This window comes from Microcoleus sp. T3_D1 (assembly GCF_036700405.1).
Taxonomy (GTDB): domain Bacteria; phylum Cyanobacteriota; class Cyanobacteriia; order Cyanobacteriales; family Microcoleaceae; genus Microcoleus.
This window is the reverse complement of record NZ_JAUBOV010000002.1, coordinates 33,395-55,633: the sequence shown is the minus strand read 5'-3', so window position 1 is coordinate 55,633 and position 22,239 is coordinate 33,395. Positions and strand designations below refer to the sequence as shown.

17 protein-coding genes and 1 pseudogene are annotated in these 22,239 nt (G+C 46.3%); 12 read left to right on the top strand and 6 right to left on the bottom strand.

What is annotated here, in order from left to right; genetic code table 11:
• From QT992_RS02020 to QT992_RS02005, 4 genes and pseudogenes are all read left to right on the top strand, one after another.
• Positions 1-1,436 (top strand): annotated as a pseudogene (locus QT992_RS02020) (hypothetical protein); the annotation flags it as partial.
• Between the two features lie 164 nt (positions 1,437-1,600).
• Entirely contained in the window at positions 1,601-2,182 is a 582-nt protein-coding gene (locus QT992_RS02015) for an Imm30 family immunity protein (RefSeq protein WP_333335360.1), read from the top strand.
• 120 nt (positions 2,183-2,302) lie between these two features.
• On the top strand, positions 2,303-2,776 hold the full coding sequence (locus QT992_RS02010) for a hypothetical protein (RefSeq protein ID WP_333335363.1): 474 nt from the start codon (positions 2,303-2,305) through the stop codon (positions 2,774-2,776).
• The gene (locus QT992_RS02005; RefSeq protein WP_333376430.1) at positions 2,769-3,317 is read left to right on the top strand and encodes a hypothetical protein; all 549 of its coding nucleotides are present in this window, start codon (positions 2,769-2,771) and stop codon (positions 3,315-3,317) included. Before QT992_RS02010 ends, QT992_RS02005 begins: the two co-directional genes overlap by 8 nt.
• Positions 3,318-3,423: 106 nt before the next feature.
• Here QT992_RS02005 and QT992_RS02000 read toward each other — a convergent pair whose 3' ends face one another.
• On the bottom strand, positions 3,424-3,828 hold the full coding sequence (locus QT992_RS02000; protein WP_333376428.1) for a transcriptional regulator: 405 nt from the start codon (positions 3,826-3,828) through the stop codon (positions 3,424-3,426).
• The gene (locus QT992_RS01995) at positions 3,812-4,111 is read right to left on the bottom strand and encodes a type II toxin-antitoxin system HigB family toxin (protein WP_332955360.1); all 300 of its coding nucleotides are present in this window, start codon (positions 4,109-4,111) and stop codon (positions 3,812-3,814) included. Before QT992_RS01995 ends, QT992_RS02000 begins: the two co-directional genes overlap by 17 nt.
• Positions 4,112-4,277: 166 nt before the next feature.
• On the opposite strand from QT992_RS01995, the gene QT992_RS01990 reads away from it, so the two are divergent.
• The gene (locus QT992_RS01990; protein WP_333376426.1) at positions 4,278-4,475 is read left to right on the top strand and encodes a DNA-binding protein; all 198 of its coding nucleotides are present in this window, start codon (positions 4,278-4,280) and stop codon (positions 4,473-4,475) included.
• Positions 4,476-5,019: 544 nt separating this feature from the next.
• Here the strand turns inward: QT992_RS01990 and lepA are convergent.
• Positions 5,020-6,834: a translation elongation factor 4 gene (lepA, locus tag QT992_RS01985; protein WP_333207713.1), complete on the bottom strand. Its 1,815-nt coding sequence runs from the start codon at positions 6,832-6,834 to the stop codon at positions 5,020-5,022.
• A 328-nt stretch (positions 6,835-7,162) separates the two neighbouring features.
• Between lepA and QT992_RS01980 the strand changes: the two genes are divergently transcribed.
• Together QT992_RS01980 and QT992_RS01975 are read left to right on the top strand one after the other, a co-directional pair.
• The gene (locus QT992_RS01980) at positions 7,163-7,390 is read left to right on the top strand and encodes a hypothetical protein (protein ID WP_333051858.1); all 228 of its coding nucleotides are present in this window, start codon (positions 7,163-7,165) and stop codon (positions 7,388-7,390) included.
• Positions 7,391-7,954: 564 nt separating this feature from the next.
• Positions 7,955-9,853 (top strand): ATP-binding protein, encoded by a 1,899-nt coding sequence (locus tag QT992_RS01975; RefSeq protein ID WP_333313197.1) that lies wholly within the window; start codon positions 7,955-7,957, stop codon positions 9,851-9,853.
• 317 nt (positions 9,854-10,170) lie between these two features.
• Here QT992_RS01975 and QT992_RS01970 read toward each other — a convergent pair whose 3' ends face one another.
• Positions 10,171-10,326: a hypothetical protein gene (locus QT992_RS01970; RefSeq protein WP_333313195.1), complete on the bottom strand. Its 156-nt coding sequence runs from the start codon at positions 10,324-10,326 to the stop codon at positions 10,171-10,173.
• A gap of 344 nt (positions 10,327-10,670) precedes the next feature.
• On the opposite strand from QT992_RS01970, the gene QT992_RS01965 reads away from it, so the two are divergent.
• On the top strand, positions 10,671-11,480 hold the full coding sequence (locus tag QT992_RS01965) for a GAF domain-containing protein (RefSeq protein ID WP_333313193.1): 810 nt from the start codon (positions 10,671-10,673) through the stop codon (positions 11,478-11,480).
• Positions 11,481-11,787: 307 nt separating this feature from the next.
• Here QT992_RS01965 and QT992_RS01960 read toward each other — a convergent pair whose 3' ends face one another.
• The gene (locus QT992_RS01960) at positions 11,788-13,326 is read right to left on the bottom strand and encodes a PAS domain S-box protein (RefSeq protein ID WP_333376424.1); all 1,539 of its coding nucleotides are present in this window, start codon (positions 13,324-13,326) and stop codon (positions 11,788-11,790) included.
• Positions 13,327-13,552: 226 nt separating this feature from the next.
• A complete protein-coding gene (locus tag QT992_RS01955) occupies positions 13,553-14,734 on the bottom strand; it encodes a transposase (RefSeq protein WP_333313189.1) in 1,182 nt (393 codons plus the stop codon).
• Between the two features lie 272 nt (positions 14,735-15,006).
• Between QT992_RS01955 and QT992_RS01950 the strand changes: the two genes are divergently transcribed.
• The 4 genes from QT992_RS01950 (at position 15,007) to QT992_RS01935 (ending at position 21,967) form a co-directional block, all read left to right on the top strand.
• Complete coding sequence (locus QT992_RS01950) at positions 15,007-15,657, top strand: DUF3386 domain-containing protein (RefSeq protein ID WP_333313187.1); 651 nt, start codon at positions 15,007-15,009, stop codon at positions 15,655-15,657.
• Between the two features lie 663 nt (positions 15,658-16,320).
• The gene (locus QT992_RS01945) at positions 16,321-16,557 is read left to right on the top strand and encodes a NifU family protein (protein ID WP_006632519.1); all 237 of its coding nucleotides are present in this window, start codon (positions 16,321-16,323) and stop codon (positions 16,555-16,557) included.
• 206 nt (positions 16,558-16,763) lie between these two features.
• Positions 16,764-19,010: a glycoside hydrolase gene (locus tag QT992_RS01940; protein ID WP_333376422.1), complete on the top strand. Its 2,247-nt coding sequence runs from the start codon at positions 16,764-16,766 to the stop codon at positions 19,008-19,010.
• A 389-nt stretch (positions 19,011-19,399) separates the two neighbouring features.
• On the top strand, positions 19,400-21,967 hold the full coding sequence (locus tag QT992_RS01935) for a PAS domain S-box protein (protein WP_333376420.1): 2,568 nt from the start codon (positions 19,400-19,402) through the stop codon (positions 21,965-21,967).
• Positions 21,968-22,239: the final 272 nt, after the last annotated feature.

Sequence of the window (22,239 nt, the reverse complement as noted above, 5' to 3'; positions counted from 1 at the left end):
CGCCGACACCTGTGACGACTCCGACACCTGTCACAACGCCGACACCTGTGACGACTCCGACACCTGTCACAACGCCGACACCTGTGACGACTCCGACACCTGTCACAACGCCGACACCTGTGACGACTCCGACGCCTGTGACGACGCCAACTCCTGTGACGACTCCGACGCCTCCACAACTACCGCAACTTCCTGCTCCGCCTGCACCTAACGGATTTAATATCAAGTTCGACTATCGTTACGATACGACAGGTTTCTTTAACGATCCTAGTCGCAAAGCAGCGCTGGAAGCAGCAGGTAAAATTTGGGAAGATGTCATCAAAAACGATTTTCCCGATCCACCTATTGGGATATCTGGGACAATAACCCATCCAATTACGGGACAAGACCAAAACGTTATCTTCGATTCCCAAATTGATGATATGGTTCTATTCGTTGGCGGTCAATCTCCCGTTTTTGGTAGTAATCCAAACGCAGCAGGACAGCTAGTTTCTGGCAATGGAGTTCGATTTGACAGCATTCGACTAGCAAGACCGGGCGATATTTTTGGAAGCATCTCTTTTGAATCAAGTCTTAACTGGTTCTTTGACCCAACACCTGCAACTGTTGATGATATTCCATTAACCCAAGGTGATTTCATTAGTGTTGCAGTACACGAAATTGGTCACTCGTTAGGTTTTTATCCCTTCACCCAGGGAACAGGCCCTAACTCTCTCAATGTTAATGGTGGTAATCCGATTCCATTTATGCCAGGTGGTAATCCTCACATCGATGAAAATTTCCGAATAGATGGTCAATCACCAGTTATGTCACCAAGTGCTGGTGGACGGTTCCCAACAAGAGCAGATTTAGCAATCTTGGCGGATAAAGGTTATCAAATTCCTAGCCTTGCTGGTTATATCTCACAAGAAAAACCACCGATCGCAACCCCGAATGCTGACAACTTTTCTGGTACTGATGGTAATGATACGATCGACCTTTTAGGTGGAAATGATACCGCCCGTGGCAATGAAGGTAATGATTTGCTATTTGGCGGTGATGGCAATGATTTTCTTGAGGGTGGTGTCGGTAATGACAGCTTGATTGGTGGTGTCGGTAATGATAACCTACTCGGCAATGAAGGTAATGATGTGCTCTTTGGCGGTGATGGAAATGATTTTCTTCAAGGTGGTCTCGGTAATGATAGCTTGATTGGTGGTGCGGGTCAGGACTTTTTCAACTTTAATACCACTCAAGATGTATTAATCGGACAAGATGTCATCTACTCCTTCTCTGTCGCCGAGAACGATGTAATTCAAATTCGGGGTTCAGGGTTAACTGCAAGCACAGTTTTAAGCCAAGTCAACAGCACTGGTAAAATTACTTTTGCTTCGGGCGGTGAACTTACTGTGTTCTCTGATGCTCCTTTGACTGCAAATAATTTGTTCCTTCTGTAGTTGAGGGATATTTTGTAAGCAGAATTATAAGAGCGATCGCCCTTAATCTCCAAAAGTGCGATCGCCTCCCATTCACCAAAAGTAATTTTCCATGATTTAATTACAATAGCGAACCCTTTTTCAGTGGCATGGTCGGGTACTTTTGATAAAGTGGGAGAAATAAGATGAACATTACTCCATTAATAGAAACATTAAATGCTAATAAATTTATGCGCTCTGATGAGGAAGTGATGAGTTTTGAATACGCTTTAGCCGAACTTGCCCTACATCTTAACAGCGAATATTTGCCAGAACTCTATCGGGTTTTAGATGACAGATGCGAACAACATGAAGTCATGTATGGTCTGATTCATTTTCTGGAGTCTTTTGAACTCAAAGACCAGTTGCAGGCGTTTATTGATAGCATAGACCGGATGATTGTTAATGCTAAAGAATGGACAATGATTCTAATTTATGGAATCCTCAATCAGGATTTAGCCCGGAATTTATATAGCCAGATGTTACATTCTACCGATTCTCGAAATCGGGATTTATGTACGCATTTGCTGCGCGAAATAGTGGCTAATGAATCCCCTCCTTTATCTACCCATGCTGAGTCAGTTATTTCCATCGCAACTGCGATCGACATTGATATTGATGAAATTCAGAGGGATCTGTCGAGCTTTCTTAAACTCATCCAAGATGGGAATATCTTGGTACTCTTGCAAGACGATCGGCCAATAGCCGAAATTAAACCTATCAAATAAGATGTAAGCCGCTCTCAGGATGAGCGATCGCCCTTCCTGTCCAAAAGTGCGATCGACCTCCTAAAATTAGTTAATGGTATAATCATCAATCAAATACCATTTAGCAGTAAATCACTTATTTTGAATAATGGGACAGATACTTCTGAAGACACTCCAGAAGTTATAGAACAGGATATAATAGACCAAACGATTGAAGTAGGAAGTGGTTGTGACTGGACAGGCAGTGGAGGAGAACCTCAGTGGGATAATCCCAAATCCATCAAAGCCTACGACCATATCGATCGCCATCATGGCCCAAAACTGAAACCCCTTAATTTTAGAGGCAGGGCAGCATCCAAAAATCAGCCTCAAGGCCAGTGGCTAAACGATCGAGACTGGGTAAAAGCTGAACAAGTGACACCGAAATATCCCGGTTGTTACATTATAAATTTTAAGCGTTCTATTGGGAAAGTTCACTATCCCGATGGGAAAATAATTGAAAATGTTACCCATGCTTTTATTAAAAGGAAACCAGATGGAACATTCAAATCTGCTTATCCTGTTCTCAATGATGCTACGCTGTCCTCATTAGATAGGAGCGATGAAAATGAATAACTATATCAATTTTACAATCCAGTTAGAAAAACCTAATTGCGAACAATATGCTGACGCACCCGATGACTCATTAGGAGAACTTTCGCATTTTGAATTAGGTTTGAAACTATTTTGCTTTGAATGCGATCGCCCAGTCTCAATAGAAATTGGTGAAGAAAAACTAAAAGTTTTTTTAGACCCCGATATCTGTATGCTCCTAGAAGATGAACTCCCCAAAAAAATTAGTGAGTTATCCCAAGGGAAACCCATCAAAATAGAATTTGTTGAAAGTGTGTGCCTTACTCTTGAATTGCAGCCATTAACCAACGATAAAATTAGCTGTAATTTCAAAGAATTTGGATATTTATCTCCAAACCAGTTTACCCTAAAATCCAGAAATCAACACTTTGAACTGAATAAAACTCAAGTTATAACAGAGTTAAAGGGATTTGTCGAACAACTCATAGAAATGGCTCTAAATGGCGGCTACATCACCCGCGAAGAAAAGCAAGAATTCCTGATGCCACTCCGCGAAATTGCGCCTGCTTCGGCTATTTGTTAATTAAGTACGATCGCCCTTCATCTCCAAAAGTGCGATCGCCCTTAATCTCTCAAAGTGCGCGCGAGCGTAGCTATCGCGTAGGGAATCACCCTTAATCTTACTTCCCTTAATTACAAAACAAACTCGGCTCTACATGAAAAAAACTCCCCAGAATCAAGGCCAACTCTTTACCAATATCTCGATCGCCATTAACCACTTCATACACTCTTTTTTCAGATCCAATGACTCCTACCAAATCAGCAGGTTGTAACTCTCTTTGTTCCATCAAAAACAGCAGTATTGAATGAGGCGTTGCTGTGGTTCCTGGTGCATAGAATTCTTGCTCAAACTTTTCAATCAATGCAATCAGCAATTCATATAACTCATCTTCTTCTGGAGTGCGATCGCCCCGGTGCATCAACTCTTCCACCATAGCCAGAGCCTTCTCATTATCCGCTTCATTTCTAATTATTTTCGGCTGATACTGAGACAATAACTCTTTGTATTTATCTGGATTAAAAGTAAGGGTCATTTTTCCATTTCTCCTTATCATACTCAGCATGGGTGAGAATATATTTGATATAAATTAATTTGCTTTCATAATCAATACTAACTATTAATCGATAATTATTACCTTTGATATTAAAAACTGTAAACCCTCCAACAGCTTCGGCTTTAGGAAAAACAGATTGTACCTCAATTAAATTAGACCATTTAGCCTTGCTAGCAATTTTAAACCAGTTATCCAAAGCTTCCCCGCAATCAGCATGAGTTTCGCTGTATTCACGCACCCGTTTGTAGCTGATTATGTGCATCTACTATAAGAAATTTAAACTAAGTTTTAGTTTAGCTCAACCAATTCCTTTGGTCAAGGACGATCGCCCGACCTGTCCAAAAGTGCGATCGCTCTTTTAAAAACCCTAACTCCTGCTCAGACAGTTGACGTGCTACACTCAGAGTATCGTCATAGCCACAAACAGAATGCAAACCATTACCATCACAATTCCAGACGATCGCCTGCACAAGCTCCAAGAAACCGCCAATATCCTCGGCGTTTCCCTAGAAGCATTACTGCTGGCGGGTGCTGAAAACTTGCTCGCACCACCAGAAACATCCTTCCAAAATGCGATGGAATACGTCCTCAAAAAGAATGCTGAACTTTACCAAAAGCTCGCGTAATGCGCTATCTAACTTTAACAGAAGTCTTAGAAATTTATCGGCGCCTTATTGAGCAGTCTGGCTGCGCTGTCATATTGTTCCTAATTCTATTTGATAAATTCTGGCTCTGAAAAGTAAACTTTATTATGCCACAGTGCGATCGCCCGACCTGTCCAAAAGTTCTCGAAGCGTAGTTATCCCGTAGGGAATCGCTCTTAATCTAACTTCCCTAACTCTTTGTATTTGTCTGGATTTAAACAGTCCTAGACGCACTCCGAAAAAGAGTTTCTGGACCCCCACAGGGACGGGCAAGATGCCCATCCCACAAGAAAACTGACTCTTTGTGGAACAGGCATCTGGCCTGTTCTAGATGACTGCAAACAACTACAAAAAACTGACTCTTTGTGGAACAGGCAAGATGCCTGTTCCTGACAAAATGCCACAATCAAACAGACTCTTTGTGGAACAGGCATCTTGCCTGTTCTAGATGACTGCAAACAACTACAAAAAACAGACTCTTTGTGGAACAGGCATCTTGCCTGTTCCTGACAAAAAGCCACACAGATTACGAATCCCGATCGAGCTTCAGCACAGCCATAAAAGCCTCCTGCGGCACATCCACAGTACCCACAGACTTCATCCGCTTCTTACCCTTCGCCTGCTTTTGCAGCAACTTTTTCTTCCGCGAAATATCACCGCCGTAACACTTCGCCAACACATCCTTCCGCAAAGCCGGAATGTGCTCCGAAGCAATCACCTTCGCGCCAATTGTCGCTTGAATCGGCACCTTAAATTGATGGCGAGGAATCAACTCCTTGAGTTTTTCCGTCAATCCGCGGCCCACATTATAAGCCTTATCCCGGTGTACGATCATCGCCAAAGCATCAACCGGATCGCCATTAATTAAAATGTCCATTTTCACTAACGGATTTTCGCGATAACCGATGAGGTGATACTCCATGCTCGCATAACCGCGCGATCGCGATTTCATCTGGTCGAAAAAGTCAGTCACCACCTCCGCCAAAGGCAACTCGTAAACCAGCGTAGTTCGGCCTTGACTCAGATACTTCATATCCATAAAAATGCCCCGCCGACTTTGAGACAGTTCCATCAGCGCGCCCACATAAGTTTCCGGCGACAGCATTTCTACCCGCACGTAAGGTTCCTCAATTTTCTCGCGATACTGAGGATCGGGCAAGTGGCTGGGATTGTCAATTGTTAACACTTCCCCTTTAATTGTTGTGATTTGATAAACCACAGAAGGAGCCGTAACAATCAAATCCAAATTGTATTCTCTCTCCAGTCTTTCTTGCACAATTTCCATGTGCAGCAAACCCAAGAAACCGCAGCGGAAACCAAATCCCATCGCGCTGGAAGTTTCCGGTTCGTAAGAAAGCGCCGCATCGTTGAGTTCGAGTTTTTCTAAAGCTTCCCGCAAATCTGGAAATTGGTCAGCATCGATCGGGAACAAGCCGCAAAAAACCATCGGCTTTGCCTCTGTATAACCCGGCCAAGGCTCAGGCGCCGGCTTTTTGACCAAAGTAATCGTATCGCCGACGCGAGCATCAGCTACGGCTTTAATTGCCGCGCCCAGATAACCCACTTCCCCGGCGTGCAGTTCGTCTACAGGAACTTGAGTCGGTGAAAGGATGCCCAATTCATCGATGACATATTCCTTACCCGAAACCATCAACAAAACCCGATCGCCCTTTTTGACACTTCCGTCCATCACTCGGAAATACACAATTACCCCGCGATAAGGGTCGTAATAACTGTCAAAAATTAGCGCCCGCAGCGGTTTGTCAACAGTATCCTGCGGCGGCGGCACCAATTCGACGATCGACTCCAAAATCTCATCTATACCAATTCCTTCCTTAGCCGAAGCCTCAATCGCCCCGCTACAGTCGAGACCGATAATTTCTTCAATTTCCCCTTTTACCCGTTCCGGTTCTGCCCCCGGCAGGTCAATTTTATTTAAAACTGGAATAATTTCCAGATTGTTGCCCAAGGCAAGGTAGACATTTGCGAGGGTTTGTGCTTCCACGCCTTGAGATGCGTCTACCACCAGCAGCGCCCCTTCGCAAGCAGCGAGCGATCGCGACACCTCGTAAGAAAAGTCCACGTGTCCCGGAGTGTCGATCAGATTCAGCACGTACTCCTGACCGTCCTTGGCAGTATAATTCATCCGAGCCGCTTGCAGCTTGATCGTAATGCCGCGTTCGCGTTCGAGATCCATATTGTCTAAAAACTGCTCCTTCATCTCCCGTGCCTGCACAGTCCCAGTCGCCTGCAACAGGCGATCGGCCAAGGTCGATTTTCCGTGGTCGATGTGAGCAATAATCGAAAAATTACGAATGCGAGATACAGGGACGTTAGTCATGTTTTTTATCGAAGAGCTAATCGGCAAAGGATACTTTTTGTTGTATGATTACACAAGCAAGAGTAGAGTGCTTACTTCAACCTCTTACTGGGGATTGAGATGAAACCACAACTGAGGCAAACCTCAAGAGTATCAGTTATTAGCCTTTCAAGTGTCCGATCAAGGCCGGACACCCAAAAGGAAAAAACTTTTCTCTCTCTCATTGTACAGAAAGCGGTTAAGCGGTTGAGGAAAGGTTGGGTGCAAATCAGGGACTGCCAATATCTAGTCCAGTCGGTTGTCATCAAAAGAATTGAAACTTAAGAATTAAAACTAGGATTTTTTAACTATGAGCGAATCAAGAATACCATCCCACAGTTCGTCAGAAAAAGTCGAACTGTCCATCCATATCGATCCTGAACTGCTAGACCAAATTAAGCACTTGACGAATGACCCCAGCAAAGTCATTGAAACAGCAATCAAGCAGTGGCTCAGAGGCGAGCGCCGCGAAGACGAGCTGGCTCTGAGTTTACGCCGCAACCCCCCAGTCCCGCCCCGCGGTGAATGGAACGACTGAGGCGATCTCGCCCCAGACGGCGCGCGCAAATCTGCAGGCTGTGAAATTTAGATCGCGCGGGCGATCTCCTGCAGATTTCGTGGCTAAAGCTACAGGTGGTGGGCGAGTGAACTCGGCTAAATCACAACCTCGGAACTATTCTAGGTGAGGGAAAAAATGCGTGAGCCATTCCCCGACTTGAGTTGTTCGCAGCCTCATATTTTGGCGTAATTTTCACACTTGATAGTTAATCGGTGCAGATTCCTAATTTCTCAATCTTAATTTTTATCTTTAAATTACCCAAAACGGCTGAGAACGAATAGTTTTGAGTTGTGAGTTGAGTTCAGAATTAAAAAAATAATATTTTATGAGTTCATTAATCACTCAAAAGTCAATAGTAGAAGCCTAAAAGTTTTGCAAATTGTGAGTTTTGAGCGATTAATGTTTTAATTAAAAAGCCAAAAACTTTTTAATTGATTAATAACTCACAAATTAACAGTAGAAGCCCCAAACAAGGGGGAGTATTGAGTTCTTTATTAAAAACTCAAGACTCAAAAATCCGAACTACTTTCATCCCCTACTCTGATGGACTCTAACACAGATTTTCGGCGATCGAGCCTCGCCTCTACAGTTTTTTTTCAAGAGTTAGGGGCAGAATTAGTATTTACCCAAGACGCCTCTGGTCGATATCTATCTTTTTACTGGCAAAAAGCCGAGCAGTACAACCTTACAGCAGAACAAATTGTCGATCGCCCCCTCAGCGAAACCCTGCAACCCATCGCCCCTGCGCCTTATCTCGATATGCTGCGGCGGGTACTCGAAACCCTTGTACCGCAACGGTTCAGCTATCCATTTTGCCACGCCGGACAATATTTTCTCTTCGATTTGACACTCACTCCGGCGATCGACTCAAACGGCAAAGCTACAAAAGTCTTAGTTATGGGAAGGCTGCTGTCTGACAAACCCACAGACAGACGGCCAGACTCCCCAGAATTCATGCTCTATCGAGCTTTGCCATCCCTCTTGGACGCCCGCCAACGAATGTCGCTTCCAGCGAGCCGTATCCCCGGTCGATCGCTCCCTCCCTACTCGGAAATCGATCGTAAAATCATCTCCCAAATCGCTCAAAACCTGCACAAAACCCTCGATTTAGCCACCATTTGGCAGCAAACTGTTAACAGCTTGGGTCAAGTTTTAAACGCGAGTCGCTGCATCATCTGTTCCTACAAAAAAGACAGCGAAAATATCGATTCCTCCCCCTTCCTTGCCTCAGAAAATCAGCAAAATTCGACCGCCGCAGCAGCCCAATTACAACAGTCCATAGCTAGCGACCCCTCGCTCCGGCTTTCCCCCGCTCAAATCGAAAATCTCCAATCGAAAACTTTTAAAGTAGTAGCTGAGTACCGCCAAGAAGCTTACTCTTCCATGCTGGGATTAGAACTGCGCGCAGCCGAACAGCCGGGGTGGATTCAAACTTTAGCCACCTTAAAACCAGTAGCAGTCGATTACGCCTCCCCCGCCGCCGATCCCTTCTACCGCCATTCCGTGCTCGTAGCAGCTACCTCCTATGAAGACCAACCCAATGCACTGATATGTTTGCACCGCTGCGGCAATTCTCCGAAATGGAGTCCTGTCGAACTCGAATTCGCCCGCGAGTTAGTCGCTCAAGTCGGGAGTGCGATCGCCCACGCTACACTTTACCAAGAATTAGAACAGGCCCGCGCCGAAGCCGTGGCTCTTTCCCAACTTAAAAGTCAATTTCTTGCTAATACTTCTCACGAACTCCGCACCCCCCTCAACGGCATCCTCGGCTTCCTAAAACTGCTTATGGACGGCATGGCAGATGACCCCGAAGAAGCGCACCAATTTATCGAAGAAGCTTACCGCTCAGCAGTACATTTGTTCAATGTGATTAACGATATTTTGGATGTCGCTAAAATCGAAGCTGGCAAAATGGAGTTAGACCTCGCTCCCGTCAAACTCGGTGAACTGTTGCAACAAGTTGAGGATTTTACACGGGTTCAAGTCGAGCAAAAGCGATTGCAATTTCAAATCCAAAAACCCCCTGTGGAGGACGAGATTATTTTGTATGGCAACTACCAACGCCTGCTTCAAGTAATCTTGAACCTCACGGGCAATGCAATTAAATTTACCGGGGAAGGGGGAATTCGCATCAGTGCCGAGGTTATTAAGAAAAAGGTGACTGTTCACAACCAGCAGTTCCCCGGAATGGTAAAAATCCGAGTCGCTGATACTGGCATTGGCGTTTCTCTCGACAAGCAAGATAAATTATTTGAGTCGTTTTTTCAGGTGGACGGCGATCGTACCAGGCAATACGGCGGCACCGGTTTGGGATTGGCTATTTCTCAAAAACTGGTAGAAGCAATGGGCGGTACAGTAAATTTTTACAGTATGGGGGAAGGACTCGGATCGACTGTTACTTTTACTGTGCCGCTTTATCAAGAACCACTATTTAAAAATTAATCATATCGATTCCGGTGCAACCGGAATCATTGTTGACTGTTGACTGTTGACTGTTGACTGTTGACTGTTGACTGTTGACTGTTGATTGTAGAAGGAGGGGTCAAAAAAATGAAAATTGCGCGAATTATTTGTGGGCATCTTGATTAGACTTTACGCCCGACGATGAAGGACGGATTTGATATCATTCCGGCGCAGCCGGAATTGATATTACCAATTACCAATTACCAAACTGTACCTTACTCACTTAAAAATTGCTATATTCCTGTATTCGTGAGTTCCGTTGCGTGAATAAAAGTCATCAATAATTGGTAATTATCCTACAAACACAGTTCGATCGCCCCTGTATCAATTTTAACTTTTATCCATCGCCAATCTCCCTCCTTGGGAGCTTGCAACTGAGAGCGATCGTCCCTGCCACTTCCAATCCCCACCCAGAATTCGCATAACTCAAATCCGGGGGGTACGGATAACAAAGCTCATCTTTATTTGTCCGCTGGGATCTCACACCTCCGAGTAAACCCGCGCACACCGCCAGCTTTACAAAAACTTAATGCCAGCTTATACGACTGATTAAGCTTCCCAACCCCCTACTGTAAAGGATTATTAAGCATACTGGACGCTCTCAGTTCTCTGTGAAAATCATAAAGATCTTGTAAAGACACCGAAACTACTTAGTAATGTTTGACGGGGTGTGGGAAGATTTAAGTAGAATTACGTAATCCCTAAGCCGGGCAGCGGCAGGCTGGCAAATTCAGTAAATTCCTGCTCTGTTGGCGGAATGGTAAACTTTTGCCAGTCTATTAGAAAAAGGGTTGCTATGAATCAGCAAATATCAGCTCAATCGCAAAAACTTTTACTCCAAATTGGCAGAAAGATTCGTCGAACCTTGGATCTCGATAGCATCTGGCAGCAAACAGTTAACAGTCTGGGAGAAACACTAGGCGTCAGCCGCTGCATCATTTGTCCCTATGAAAGTTCTAGCCTGCAAGTCAAAGTAGCTGCTGAATACTGCCAAGAACCATTTTTACCCATGCTGGGAATGGAAATCTCGCTCACAGCAGCACCTCATTTCATTCAAGCTTTAGCCACCCTCGAACCGGTGGTAGTAGAGTCCTTTGCAGCCAATGACCCTTTAGGGCCACAGTCGCTGCTAGTGGTGGCTACCGCTTATCAAGAGCAAGCTAACGGCATAATTAGCTTGCATCAGTGCAAAGGTCGATCGTCGCGGAAGGGTAAGACCGATCGACCTTGGACTAAATCCCAGATCGATTTCGCACAAGAACTTGCCGATCAAGTAGGAAGCGCGATCGCCCTCGCCACCCTCTACCAAGAGCGCAGCAAGCGAGTACAAGGACTATCCCAGCTCAAAAAGCAATTTTTGTTGAAAGCGTCCCACGAGCTCCGCACTCCGCTAAATCACATCATCGGTTATCTACAACTAACCATAGACGATCAAGCTGACGATCCGATAGAGGAGAGAGATTTTATCCAAGAAGCTCACCGTTCGGCTATCCACCTTTCTAAGGTAATTTCTAATATCTTAGATTACATTGAGTTAAGTGAAGCTTGCCAAACTCACGCAGAGTTAGCCAATTTCAGGAACCAGGAAAAATCTGGGCATCAGTAAACCTTCGATTGGCGTATTTAACAAGTATAATAGTGACCGTACCCACAAGTTTTACCCCTGAAAAAGCTGACACTTTATCGATAGATTCCCTCACTAACTTCGGTAGCTAGTTCATCAATTTTTTTTAGGTAATTATAGTTTTACACAGTACAGCATAGCAACTACCACACGTAGTAGCCCGGTGTATTTATCATATTATGTTCGCTCAAACGACTCCCATCAAATAGGTTATTTTACCGGAAAGGATATTGCCAGCATAAGATTGCAGTTTCGCACTTTTAATGCTTTTAACTTGTGCTTGATAGAATTACCCACCGCCCTTTTTTTTCGGAGTTTTTGGAGGGCTGACATAGCGCGCCCAAAAAGGTTCCTCCATATCTTTCATCGCTGCTAGTTTTTGGCGCTCTTCCTCTATGCGCTTGCGTTCTGAAAGATCGGAAAATATGTTGATACTGCCGACAGTTTGGCCGCCCGCATCTCGCACAGGTGCGGCCCAAACCCAAACATCGATCGAACTACCGTCTTTTTTCAACAAAGATATTTCCAAACCGTTTTGCGGTTTGCCATTAGACGCAGACTTTAGCAGCGCGTAAAAATCTTGCTTTTGGCCTTCAGGAATATTCGGTAAAGGTTTCCCTAAAACCTCAGCCGCAGCCCAGCCAAAAAGTTGTTCGGCGGCGCGGTTCCAAACAACGGTATTGCCGTCATTGCTGGTACAGTTAATCGCCAGCGGCGCCGATGCTATCTGGGCTTGCAAAACTTGGTTAACGAGTTGCAGTTTCAATTCTACTTGCTTGCCATGGGTAATTTCTTGACAAGCGCCCCACAAACGGACAACCCGTTCAGCAGTTTTGTCCCACACCACTTGCCAGTAGTCCCGCACCCAGCGCACCTCGCCTTTTTGATTAATAATGCGATACTCATTAGCTCCAGTGCGGCTCAAAGTACAGCCTTCTAATTGTTTAATTAACATTTCCCTGTCGTCGGGATGAACGAGTTCCGAGTTCCACCAACCAAACGATTCTAATTCTTCAGGAACGATCCCAGTGCAGCGCTCAAAAGCTTCTGTCGCCCACTCGCAGGCGAACTTGCCGTCGGGCAGTCCCTTAAAAGAATAGGCAAAATCCGAAGTAATTTGCGACATAACTCTGTAGTGGAGTTCCGACTCTCGGACTGCGATTTCGGCTTGCTTTCGTTCCCCTATTTCCCGCGAATTAATTATAATTCCCTGCACGCTAGAATCGTAAAGCAAACTGTTACCTACCGACTCCATGTAGATCCAAGAACCGTCAGCATGGCGTTTCCGATATTCGATTGCCCCCCCAATTCCGGGAGATTCTAACAACTTACCAAAATACGTCTGCCAAGCCAGCAAATCGTCTGGATGGATTAACTCGCCGTGAAATTTGCCAATTCTTTCTTCTGGGTTATAACCCAAAAGCCGCTGTAGAGCTGCGCTGTGGTATCGAACTCGCCCGTCGGAGCCGACAATGCTAATTAAATCGGGAGAATTACGCAGCATAGCTTGCAGTTTTGCTTCACTTTTAGTTAATGCTTGAGTGTCCCTGCGATGGTGGCTGATTTGTTTTTCCACCTGCTCCCGTAGCTGTCTGATTTGCCCTACTTGCTGGGCTACAGTGCGTTCCAATAGGCGATTATTTTTTTCAATTTCAACCAGCTTTGCCGCGTTATTTGTCGCGCTTTCAAACAAGCGGCTGCCTGCCATTTCCTGTAAAGAATTTGAAAGATTTTCCAAAGTTTTTGTTAAAATTACCTGTTGCGACGGTGGCAATTCCTTAGCTTGTTCCTGCAATATTTTTAAGTGTTGGTAGACAGTTTCTAGCATTTTATTAAGGGGGGAATCTAATAGTTGCCTGCGGGTGCAACCCCTAAAAAGCGGACACAAGTTTTTTCAACATAACCCATAACTAAGACTGGTGTCTGGCTTGCGACCCATCGCGCTCTCAATAACCAGGCATTTTGGGACTTTATCTTCAAATCATAGCAACCGATAGAGAAATTGACACTCCCTTGCCTAAAGGCGCAGGGATTCTTGGATCATCCAGTCGAACTTATCTCTGTTTGGCTACCATCAGCGAGTAGAGATCGGTCTGTCCCCCAGCGTAAATTTCGGTGTGCCCCACCGTATTTAAATTGATTCCTGCCTGCTTCAATCCCTTTGCCAAAATATTTTTTCCAGCATTATGGTCGCGATCTAACACCACACCACAACCACAAATATGGGTTCGAGTTGACAGAGTTTTTTTAACCAGGTTGCCACAGTTTGAACATTCCTGAGATGTGTACTGAGGAGCAACAGCAATAACTGTTTTGCCGTACACTTTTCCAAAGTATTCCAACCATTGAGCAAACTGTGACCACGCAGCATCGCTAATTGATTTAGCCAGTTTATGGTTCTTAACCATGTTCCGCACCTGAAGGTCTTCGTAGGCTACAAAATCGTTAGATTTCACCGCGCCGGGCGCCGTCTTAATGGCGAAGTCTTTACGCTGTAGACTGACCTTCAGGTGTTTTGTTCCTAACTTGTTGAGCGCTTTTTTTCGATTTTTAGAACCTTTCTTTTTCCGAGAAACTCGCTTCTGCGATCTCTTCAGAGCTTTTTCGCTTTTGCGGAGATCCCGAGGATTAGGAACTGTTTCGCCATCGCTATCAGTATAAAAATGGTTTAATCCGACATCTATTCCAATGGCTTTACCAGTGGAAATAGCTTCCTCTTTCCGTTCCACATTGATACAAAATTGAGCGTAGTATCCGTCGGCACGACGCACGACTCTAATTCGTTTAATCTCGTTTGGCGCGTAAAAATACAAATCCCGACTACCAACCAACTTGAACTTCCCAGCAGCGAAGCCGTCTTTAAATGTTAAACATCTTTTGTCGGCAGAAAGTGACCAACCCGATTGTTTGTACTCAACGGAATGAGTGTGTTTTTTGAACTGCGGGAATCCCTTTTTCCCTGGTTTCTTTGCTTTGCAATTAGCAAAAAAACGCCCTATAGCAAAAATGGCACGCTCCGCCGAAGCTTGACGTGCCGTCGAGTTAAGCTTGCCCGCCCCTTCAAACTCTTTCGCCATAATGGCACACTGTTTGTATAGGTCTACCAGCTTAATTCCTTGATTGTCTATCCAATGTCTAAGAGTTTTGTTTCGGACAAATTGAGCCGTCCGAATCATTTCGTCCATGATCCGATATTGCTCCGCTTTGCCTTTCAACTTAAACTCTAATACTATCATGGGAATAGTTTATCATTATTTTTACTGCAACTTTTACCCACAAAATCTACCTATTTAACAATTATTTACAAATTGTAGAAATTAAAGCCGTCCTAGAAGGACGGGGCTTTAGACCCACTTTTGCGGTAAATTCTTGTTGCGCCCTAATAGCCAGCCCAGCCGCACCCCCAAGAAGTGCTCGCTTCTGAGTGCGGGTAACTCCCCTATCCAGTGAATGTGGGGCTTCTCGCGGTTAAGCTAAACTAGATGGGTGTCAAGAGAAAGAGGGATTTATGACAGAGCAAGCCAACGCTCGCGATTTGTTTCGCGCTGCTTACGAACACCGCTATACCTGGGATGCCAATTTTCCCGGTTACAGTGCCGATATTGAACTTAAACAGGGCGACGAAGTATATACGGGTCATGTTTCCATCAAATCCGACATGAGCGTGGAAGTTAGCGGCATTGAAGATGAGGAAGTGCAGCAAAGCGTCTACACCCAAATGCGCGATATTGTCACCCACCGCAAACGATCGACATTTGAAAAATCTCACGGCAAAAATAGCTTTACCCTGGGCGAGAAGGATAGCACCGACGCTGTGGACATCTTGGTGCAAGGCGACTCAATGGGATCGAATTATAAAATCCGAGGTCTCTCAATTTGTCAAGTCAGCCGGGTGATGGGCCGCATGGCTTTCGTAATTGACACGCACAAAAGCTTAGAGACACCCGAAGGTTCTTTGGCCAGCCACTACGATGCCGTTTTCCGCAACCCCCAAACAGACGAAATCATCAAAGAACTCGAATTTGAAGATACCTTTGACAAGATAGGCGACTATTATGTCATGACCAAGCAAGTAGTTCGATCGAAAGAAAAAGGTCAACTGACAACAACCGAGTTCAACTACTCCAATGTCAAACTGCTAGAACCAGCAGTAGTGTAGCGCGATCGAAAACCCAATTTCTTAAATAAAACGGGTTTTTTTGATTAACGTATCAGAATCAACTTGATTTGGCGGCAAGTAACGCTACGATCGAACGAGAGAGCGAATTGGGATCGAGCATCAGCGTAAGGAACCCCACGCCTAAAGGCGGAGGCTTTTAAGACTGTCCGGCTCTTTGAGCGGGATTGAATCGAGAGCTTACCTTACCAGCCTAAGTCTTTACTGACTACGTTTTTTGAGTCACGACACCGGAGAATGCGAAGCTAGTTTTCCGCTCTGTCGCTAGTGGTTAAACATCTGTACAAGGGTTAAGGACGTGCTGCTAGCCTAACAAGCTCTTAAAACATTGGCGAAGCTAACATTACCCCGCAAGGGAGTTTGAGGCAACCATACCTCACTAGAGAGGCAACCATACCTCTCCAACCCCGAAAGGGGATTTTAATGCGACGGTCGTCGCTGCCGCTGTCCTCCCCATGCCTAAATTCAGGGGCTTCTCGCTCGTTTGTCGGTGACAGAAACCGGGTTTGCAGCAGCCAGCTCATTTGAGTACGCAAGTCTTTTTTCAACAAGCCCGGTTTCTTAAATCTCGCGCGGGTTGAGAATGCTGTCCCTGAGTCAAATCGAACTTTCATCAACTGCAAGAAATCATCACAGAGGCGAAATATGACACTAGCACTAACCAGAGATAACGTCGAAACAGTTCTCGATGAAATGCGTCCCTACCTGATATCCGACGGTGGCAACGTCGAACTCGTAGAAATTGACGGGCCAGTGGTACACCTGAGACTCCAAGGAGCTTGTGGCTCTTGCCCGAGTTCCACAATGACTCTGAGAATGGGCATTGAACGTCGCCTGCGCGAGGCTATCCCAGAAATTGCCGAAGTCGAACAGGTAATGTAATTAGTCAGTTGGCAATTGGCAGTTGGCAGTTGACGGTTGACGGTTGACAGTTGACTGTTGACGGTTGACTGTTGGCTGTTACCAATTACCGAATTTAATTGCCAATTACCAATTACCAATTACCAAATTTAATTACCAATTACCACTTACCAATTACCAATTACCAATTACCAAATTCAATTACCAATTACCAATTACTAAATTCAATGTCTCACCCCCTTTATGTAGCCTTCATTTGGCACCAACACCAACCGCTCTATAAATCCAGAGTATCAGCTAGCGCAGGAGCAGCTCATTACCGACTGCCTTGGGTGCGCTTGCACGGAGTCAAAGACTATTTGGATTTAGTGCTCCTCCTGGCAAAATATCCCAACCTGCATCAAACCGTAAACTTGGTTCCCTCCTTGATTTTGCAGATAGAAGACTGCATCGCAGACAGAGCATTAGACCCTTACTTGGCGGTGACATTAAAGCCAGCAGAAACTTTAAATATCGAAGAACAAGAGTTCATTTTAGAACACTTCTTTGACGCCAATTACCACACCCTGATTCAGCCACACCCCCGCTACGCTCAACTCTACACTCAGCGGCAGGAAAAAGGCATTCAGTGGTGTTTGGCAAACTGGAAATTGCAGGATTTTAGCGACTTGCTGGCTTGGCACAATTTAGCTTGGATTGACCCGCTGTTTTGGGACGACCCCGAGATTGCAGGGTGGCTCAAACAAGGACAAAATTTTAGTTTGGTAGACCGAAAAAACATCTACTCAAAACAAAAAGAAATCCTCGCTCGCATCATTCCCCAGCACCGTAAAATGCAAGCCCAGGGACAGTTGGAAGTCTCCACAACCCCCTACACGCACCCGATTTTACCGCTGCTTGCCGACACCAACGGCGGCCGCATAGCTATTCCAAACATGACGCTGCCACAACACCGGTTTCAGTGGGAAGAAGATATTCCCCGACACCTGAGAAAATCCTGGGAAATGTATCAAGATCGGTTTGATTGCCAACCGCGCGGTTTGTGGCCGTCGGAACAAGCAGTCAGCCCGGAAATTTTGCCATACATTGCCAAACAAGGCTTTAAATGGATAGTCTCGGACGAAGCAGTATTGGGGTGGACAATTAAACACTTTTTCAACCGCGACGCGACAGGGAATGTCTACGAACCAGAATTGTTATATCGCCCTTACCGTTTAGAAACTCCTGACGGCGATTTAGCCATAGTATTTAGAGACCACAGATTGTCCGACTTGATCGGGTTTACCTACGGTTCGATGGAACCGGAAAAAGCAGCATCAGATTTAGTGGGACACTTAGAAGCGATCGGCAGAACTCTCAAAAACCGACAGTCCGATGGCCAAACAGCTTTAGAAAATCCCTGGTTAGTGACGATCGCCCTAGACGGCGAAAATTGCTGGGAATTCTATCCCCAAGACGGCAAACCGTTTTTAGAATCCCTCTATCAAACTCTCAGCGATAATCCAGATATCAAATTAGTCACAGTCTCGGAATTTCTCGACCAATTCCCAGCAACCGAAACAATTCCCGCAGCCCAACTGCACACCGGTTCCTGGGTGGACGGTTCTCTGACAACTTGGATTGGCGATCCCGCGAAAAATCGCGCTTGGGACTTGTTAGGGCCCGCGAGACAAATGCTGGCAAACCATCCAGAGGCCACAGAAGAAAGCAACCCAGAAGCTTGGGAAGCGCTTTATGCGGCCGAAGGTTCCGACTGGTTCTGGTGGTTTGGCGAAGGCCACACATCGAACCAAGATGCCATGTTCGACCAGCTATTTCGGGAACACGTAGCGGGAATTTACGAAGCTCTCGGCGAGCCCGTACCCCCGGAAGTGCGCCGGCAAGTAGAGGTGCATGAGGTTCAAGGCGACCACCTGCCGCTGAGCTTTATTCACCCGGTGATTGACGGTATCGGCAACGAACAGGATTGGGACAAAGCCGGTCGGATTGAAGTTGGGGGAGCAAGGGGTACGATGCACCGGAGTTCGGCAATTCAGCGGCTTTGGTACGGGGTTGACCACTTGAATTTTTACATTCGTGCCGACTTCAAGGTAGGGGTGCGGCCGGGAATTGATTGCCCGCAGCAGTTAAATTTGTTCTGGTTTTATCCCGATCGCACGATGCACAACAGTCTGATTCCGCTGTCGGGTTTGCCTGACGAAGCACCCCTAAACTATCGATACCACCATCAGTTAGAGATTAATTTGCTGACGAAATCGATTTGGTTTCAGGAAGCAGAAGAGGGCGATCGGTGGCAGCCCCGCATTAGCCGCGCTCAAGTGGGAGTGGATAAATGTTTGGAGGTAGCAGTACCCTGGGCGGATTTGCAAATTATGCCCGACTGGCAGGTGAGGCTGATTGCGGTTTTATCGGATGGGAGTCGTTACTCTAGCTGTATGCCGTTCGATTCTTTGATTCCGATCGGAATGCCGTAAAAAGTGATTAGTCATTAGTCATTAGTCATTAGTCATTAGTCATTAGGCTGTAGGGGCGGGTTTCACCAGCTTTCATAGAACTGCTAACCCAAATAAATCTAAACCCGCCCCCGCCAACAGTCATTCAACAGTCATTAGTCAAAACTCATTTTTTTAACGAACCAACAATTCAATAATTATCCAATTTTATTGAATTGCGGCTTCAACTCTGGCTGCCTAATACCTTTATCATCCCGATCGCATCCGGTCGATCTGGCGCGATAGAATATGTTTGTAATGAGGGCTTCAGTCCTCAGAAAAAAGAGGACTAAAGTCATGAATAAAAACTTTATTATAAGAGTTAATTTACCGCTCATCATATCATTAGTCATGGGGAAATTAACACACTAATGAGCCGCATTTTACTCTTGGTCGATCGCCACCAACAACTTAATTTGCCGATCGCCCACCTCAAGACCGAGCATGAGGTGATTGTACTCGATCGCGCTTTAGAACCCAACTCGGAATTTCCCATTCCCCAAATCGCTTTTGACTTGTGCATTCTCGACGAGGCCTCTTTCGAGCGCATCGGGCCGCTGGTAGAATCATTAAAAGCTGCCGCCGAGCCGATATTTTTACCGTTTTTGCTTGTTAGTAAATCCCAAACGCCTGCTGTTTTTGAGCCGCCATTTTCGCTGCAGGCAAAACAACTCGAAGGCAGAATAGACGATTTGATAGTAACTCCCGCCGAACCCGTCCAACTGCACTTGCGGGTAGAGAATTTGTTGGCGCGCAGGCGGCAGTCGCTAGAACTCCACAGACTTCAGGAAATAATTAAAGAACAGACTTTTACAGAAAGTTTGTTAAAGGACTCGCTGCAAACGGCAAACGAAAACCTGCAACGGGAAATCGCCAAGCGGGCCGAGGTAGAAGCTGCAGCGCGAGAAAACTCCTATCTCGACTCGCTGATGAATGCCATGCCAGATATTGTCTGCTTCAAAGATGGCGATGGCAGGTGGCAGGAGGCAAATCAAGCGATATTGGAAGTGTTCGAGCTAGAAAAAATAGACTACCGCGGCCTGAAAGATTTTCAGCTAGGAGAACTCAGCATTTTTTACCGCGAGGCGCTACAGGCTTGCGAGCTCAGCGATCGAGAAGCGTGGGAAAAAGGTAAGCTTTCTAGGGGGGAAGAAATGATTCCCCGATCGGACGGTACTGTGAAAATCTACGACGTGATTAAAGTACCCGTATTTCACCCCGACGGCAGACGCAAAAGTATCGTGATTTTGGGCCGCGACATCACGGAATACAAGCAAACTAGAGACGAACTCGTGCGCTTGGCGTCTATTGTCGAGTCTTCCGACGACGGCATCGTCGGCAAAACCCTCACCGGGACAATTCAGAGCTGGAACGCAGGAGCCCAGAAGATTTACGGCTACTGCGCGGCGGAAATCAAGGGGCAGTCGATCGAGATTTTAGCAATACCCGAACGCCCCAAGGAAATGCCTCAAATATTGGAAAATATTAGAGCTGGAGCCACCATCGACCATTACGAAACCGTGCACTTGCGGAAAGATGGCCAACAGATAGATGTCTCCCTGACGATTTCTCCGATTAAAGACGCGACTGGAGCGGTAACGGGCGTTTCGACAATCTCTCGCGACATCAGCGACAGCAAGCGAGTCGAAAAAGCCTTTGAACAACTCCGCCACCAAACAGAAATGATTTTGTTCTCCGCAGGAGAAGGAATTTGCGGGTTGAACAAACAGGGAAAAGTAACTTTTGTCAATCCTGCGGCGGTGAGAATGGCTGGGTGCGAATCGAAGCAATTGATCGATCGACCACTCTATGAAAGTTTACACCGTGCACAGCAAGAATGCTCAAGGGCGATCGAGCAACTGTCGCCTGCAACAGACATCAATTCAGGCTCTGAACTTGTCCCACACTGCGCCGCACCGCAGGCGGGCAAACTGCTGCCGAACCGGGTAAGTTCTCAAATTTTAGCCACCTTGGAAGACGGAGAGGCGCGGCGCGTCACCGATGAGATTTTTTGGCGGCGAGACGGCAGCAGTTTTCCGGTTGAGTACGTTGTCGCTCCGATGCGAGAACAAGGCGAAATTATTGGAGCTGTGGTGACTTTTAAGGATATCACGGAGCAGCTTGCCGTCGAGCGCATGAAAGATGAATTCATCTCTGTTGTCAGCCACGAACTGCGGACGCCCATGACCTCGATTCACGGCGCCCTCGGCCTCCTCAACAGCGGCCTGCTGGACGCTTACCCCCAGAAAGCTAAGCGGATGCTGGAGATTGCTGTCACTAACACTGACCGTTTGGTGCGCTTGGTCAACGACATCCTAGATTTAGAGCGGATGGAGTCGAGTTACAGCACTGCCATCAAACAAACTTGCAATGTGGCTGACCTGATGTTGCAGGCGGCTGACGAGATGCAGGGAATGGCGAAGCCGGCGGGAGTTACTCTGTCGGTGAAGCCTGTGGGGGCGCAATTGCAAGCTGTTCCCGATCGGCTAATTCAAGCCTTGACAAATTTACTCAGTAATGCTATTAAATTTTCTCCCTCCGGCGCTACGGTTTGGCTGAGCGGGGAGTTGACCCACAATCCGGATTTGGCAGAAAAAGCAGCGCCCAAGTCGGTGTCGTCTCCGTCTTTGTTGTCTCCTGAGCCTGCCGCCGCGCCTCCGCATTTGCCAGTTCCGAGCTCGTGGTACATCGTCATTGCTGTGAAAGACCAAGGGCGGGGTATTCCCTCAGACAAACTGGAGATGGTCTTTGAACGCTTTCAACAAGTTGATGCTTCTGATTCTCGCCAGAAGGGAGGTACTGGTTTGGGGCTGGCTATTTGTCGCAGTATCGTGCAGCAGCACGGGGGGCGGATGTGGGTGGAGAGCGTTGTGGGGGAGGGCAGCACTTTTTTCTTAAGTCTGCCACTTCTGAGGGAGGGGCTGGCAAATGAAAGTTAATTTCTACCCAGGCGTACCCAACGTTACTGATTTTGTGCAGATTGTTCGATCGACTCATCGACAAACAATCTCAGCCTTTTCTGCAGTTTGGGGACTGGGGGCAAAAGGCACAATTTGAGGTCGAAAAGCGGCTTTTTTTGGGTGGGATATTTTACAGCCACCGCGCCAGACGGTTAGGATGTTCTTAGTTAAAACCCTGGCGCTCGATGGCAAGTTCGGTCTTCCTTGTTCCTTCTTCCTTCAACATCTGCTATACAGTTGTCAACTACCCA

Excerpts from the sequence above, each read along its gene's own strand:
- QT992_RS02015 (WP_333335360.1), top strand. The coding sequence starts at position 1,601 with ATGAACATTACTCCATTAATAGAAACATTAAATGCTAATAAATTTATG.
- QT992_RS02005 (WP_333376430.1), top strand. The coding sequence starts at position 2,769 with ATGAATAACTATATCAATTTTACAATCCAGTTAGAAAAACCTAATTGC.
- QT992_RS02000 (WP_333376428.1), bottom strand. The coding sequence starts at position 3,828 with ATGACCCTTACTTTTAATCCAGATAAATACAAAGAGTTATTGTCTCAG.
- QT992_RS01995 (WP_332955360.1), bottom strand. The coding sequence starts at position 4,111 with ATGCACATAATCAGCTACAAACGGGTGCGTGAATACAGCGAAACTCAT.
- QT992_RS01990 (WP_333376426.1), top strand. The coding sequence starts at position 4,278 with ATGCAAACCATTACCATCACAATTCCAGACGATCGCCTGCACAAGCTC.
- lepA (WP_333207713.1), bottom strand. The coding sequence starts at position 6,834 with ATGACTAACGTCCCTGTATCTCGCATTCGTAATTTTTCGATTATTGCT.
- QT992_RS01980 (WP_333051858.1), top strand. The coding sequence starts at position 7,163 with ATGAGCGAATCAAGAATACCATCCCACAGTTCGTCAGAAAAAGTCGAA.
- QT992_RS01975 (WP_333313197.1), top strand. The coding sequence starts at position 7,955 with ATGGACTCTAACACAGATTTTCGGCGATCGAGCCTCGCCTCTACAGTT.
- QT992_RS01965 (WP_333313193.1), top strand. The coding sequence starts at position 10,671 with ATGAATCAGCAAATATCAGCTCAATCGCAAAAACTTTTACTCCAAATT.
- QT992_RS01960 (WP_333376424.1), bottom strand. The coding sequence starts at position 13,326 with ATGCTAGAAACTGTCTACCAACACTTAAAAATATTGCAGGAACAAGCT.
- QT992_RS01955 (WP_333313189.1), bottom strand. The coding sequence starts at position 14,734 with ATGATAGTATTAGAGTTTAAGTTGAAAGGCAAAGCGGAGCAATATCGG.
- QT992_RS01950 (WP_333313187.1), top strand. The coding sequence starts at position 15,007 with ATGACAGAGCAAGCCAACGCTCGCGATTTGTTTCGCGCTGCTTACGAA.
- QT992_RS01945 (WP_006632519.1), top strand. The coding sequence starts at position 16,321 with ATGACACTAGCACTAACCAGAGATAACGTCGAAACAGTTCTCGATGAA.
- QT992_RS01940 (WP_333376422.1), top strand. The coding sequence starts at position 16,764 with ATGTCTCACCCCCTTTATGTAGCCTTCATTTGGCACCAACACCAACCG.
- QT992_RS01935 (WP_333376420.1), top strand. The coding sequence starts at position 19,400 with ATGAGCCGCATTTTACTCTTGGTCGATCGCCACCAACAACTTAATTTG.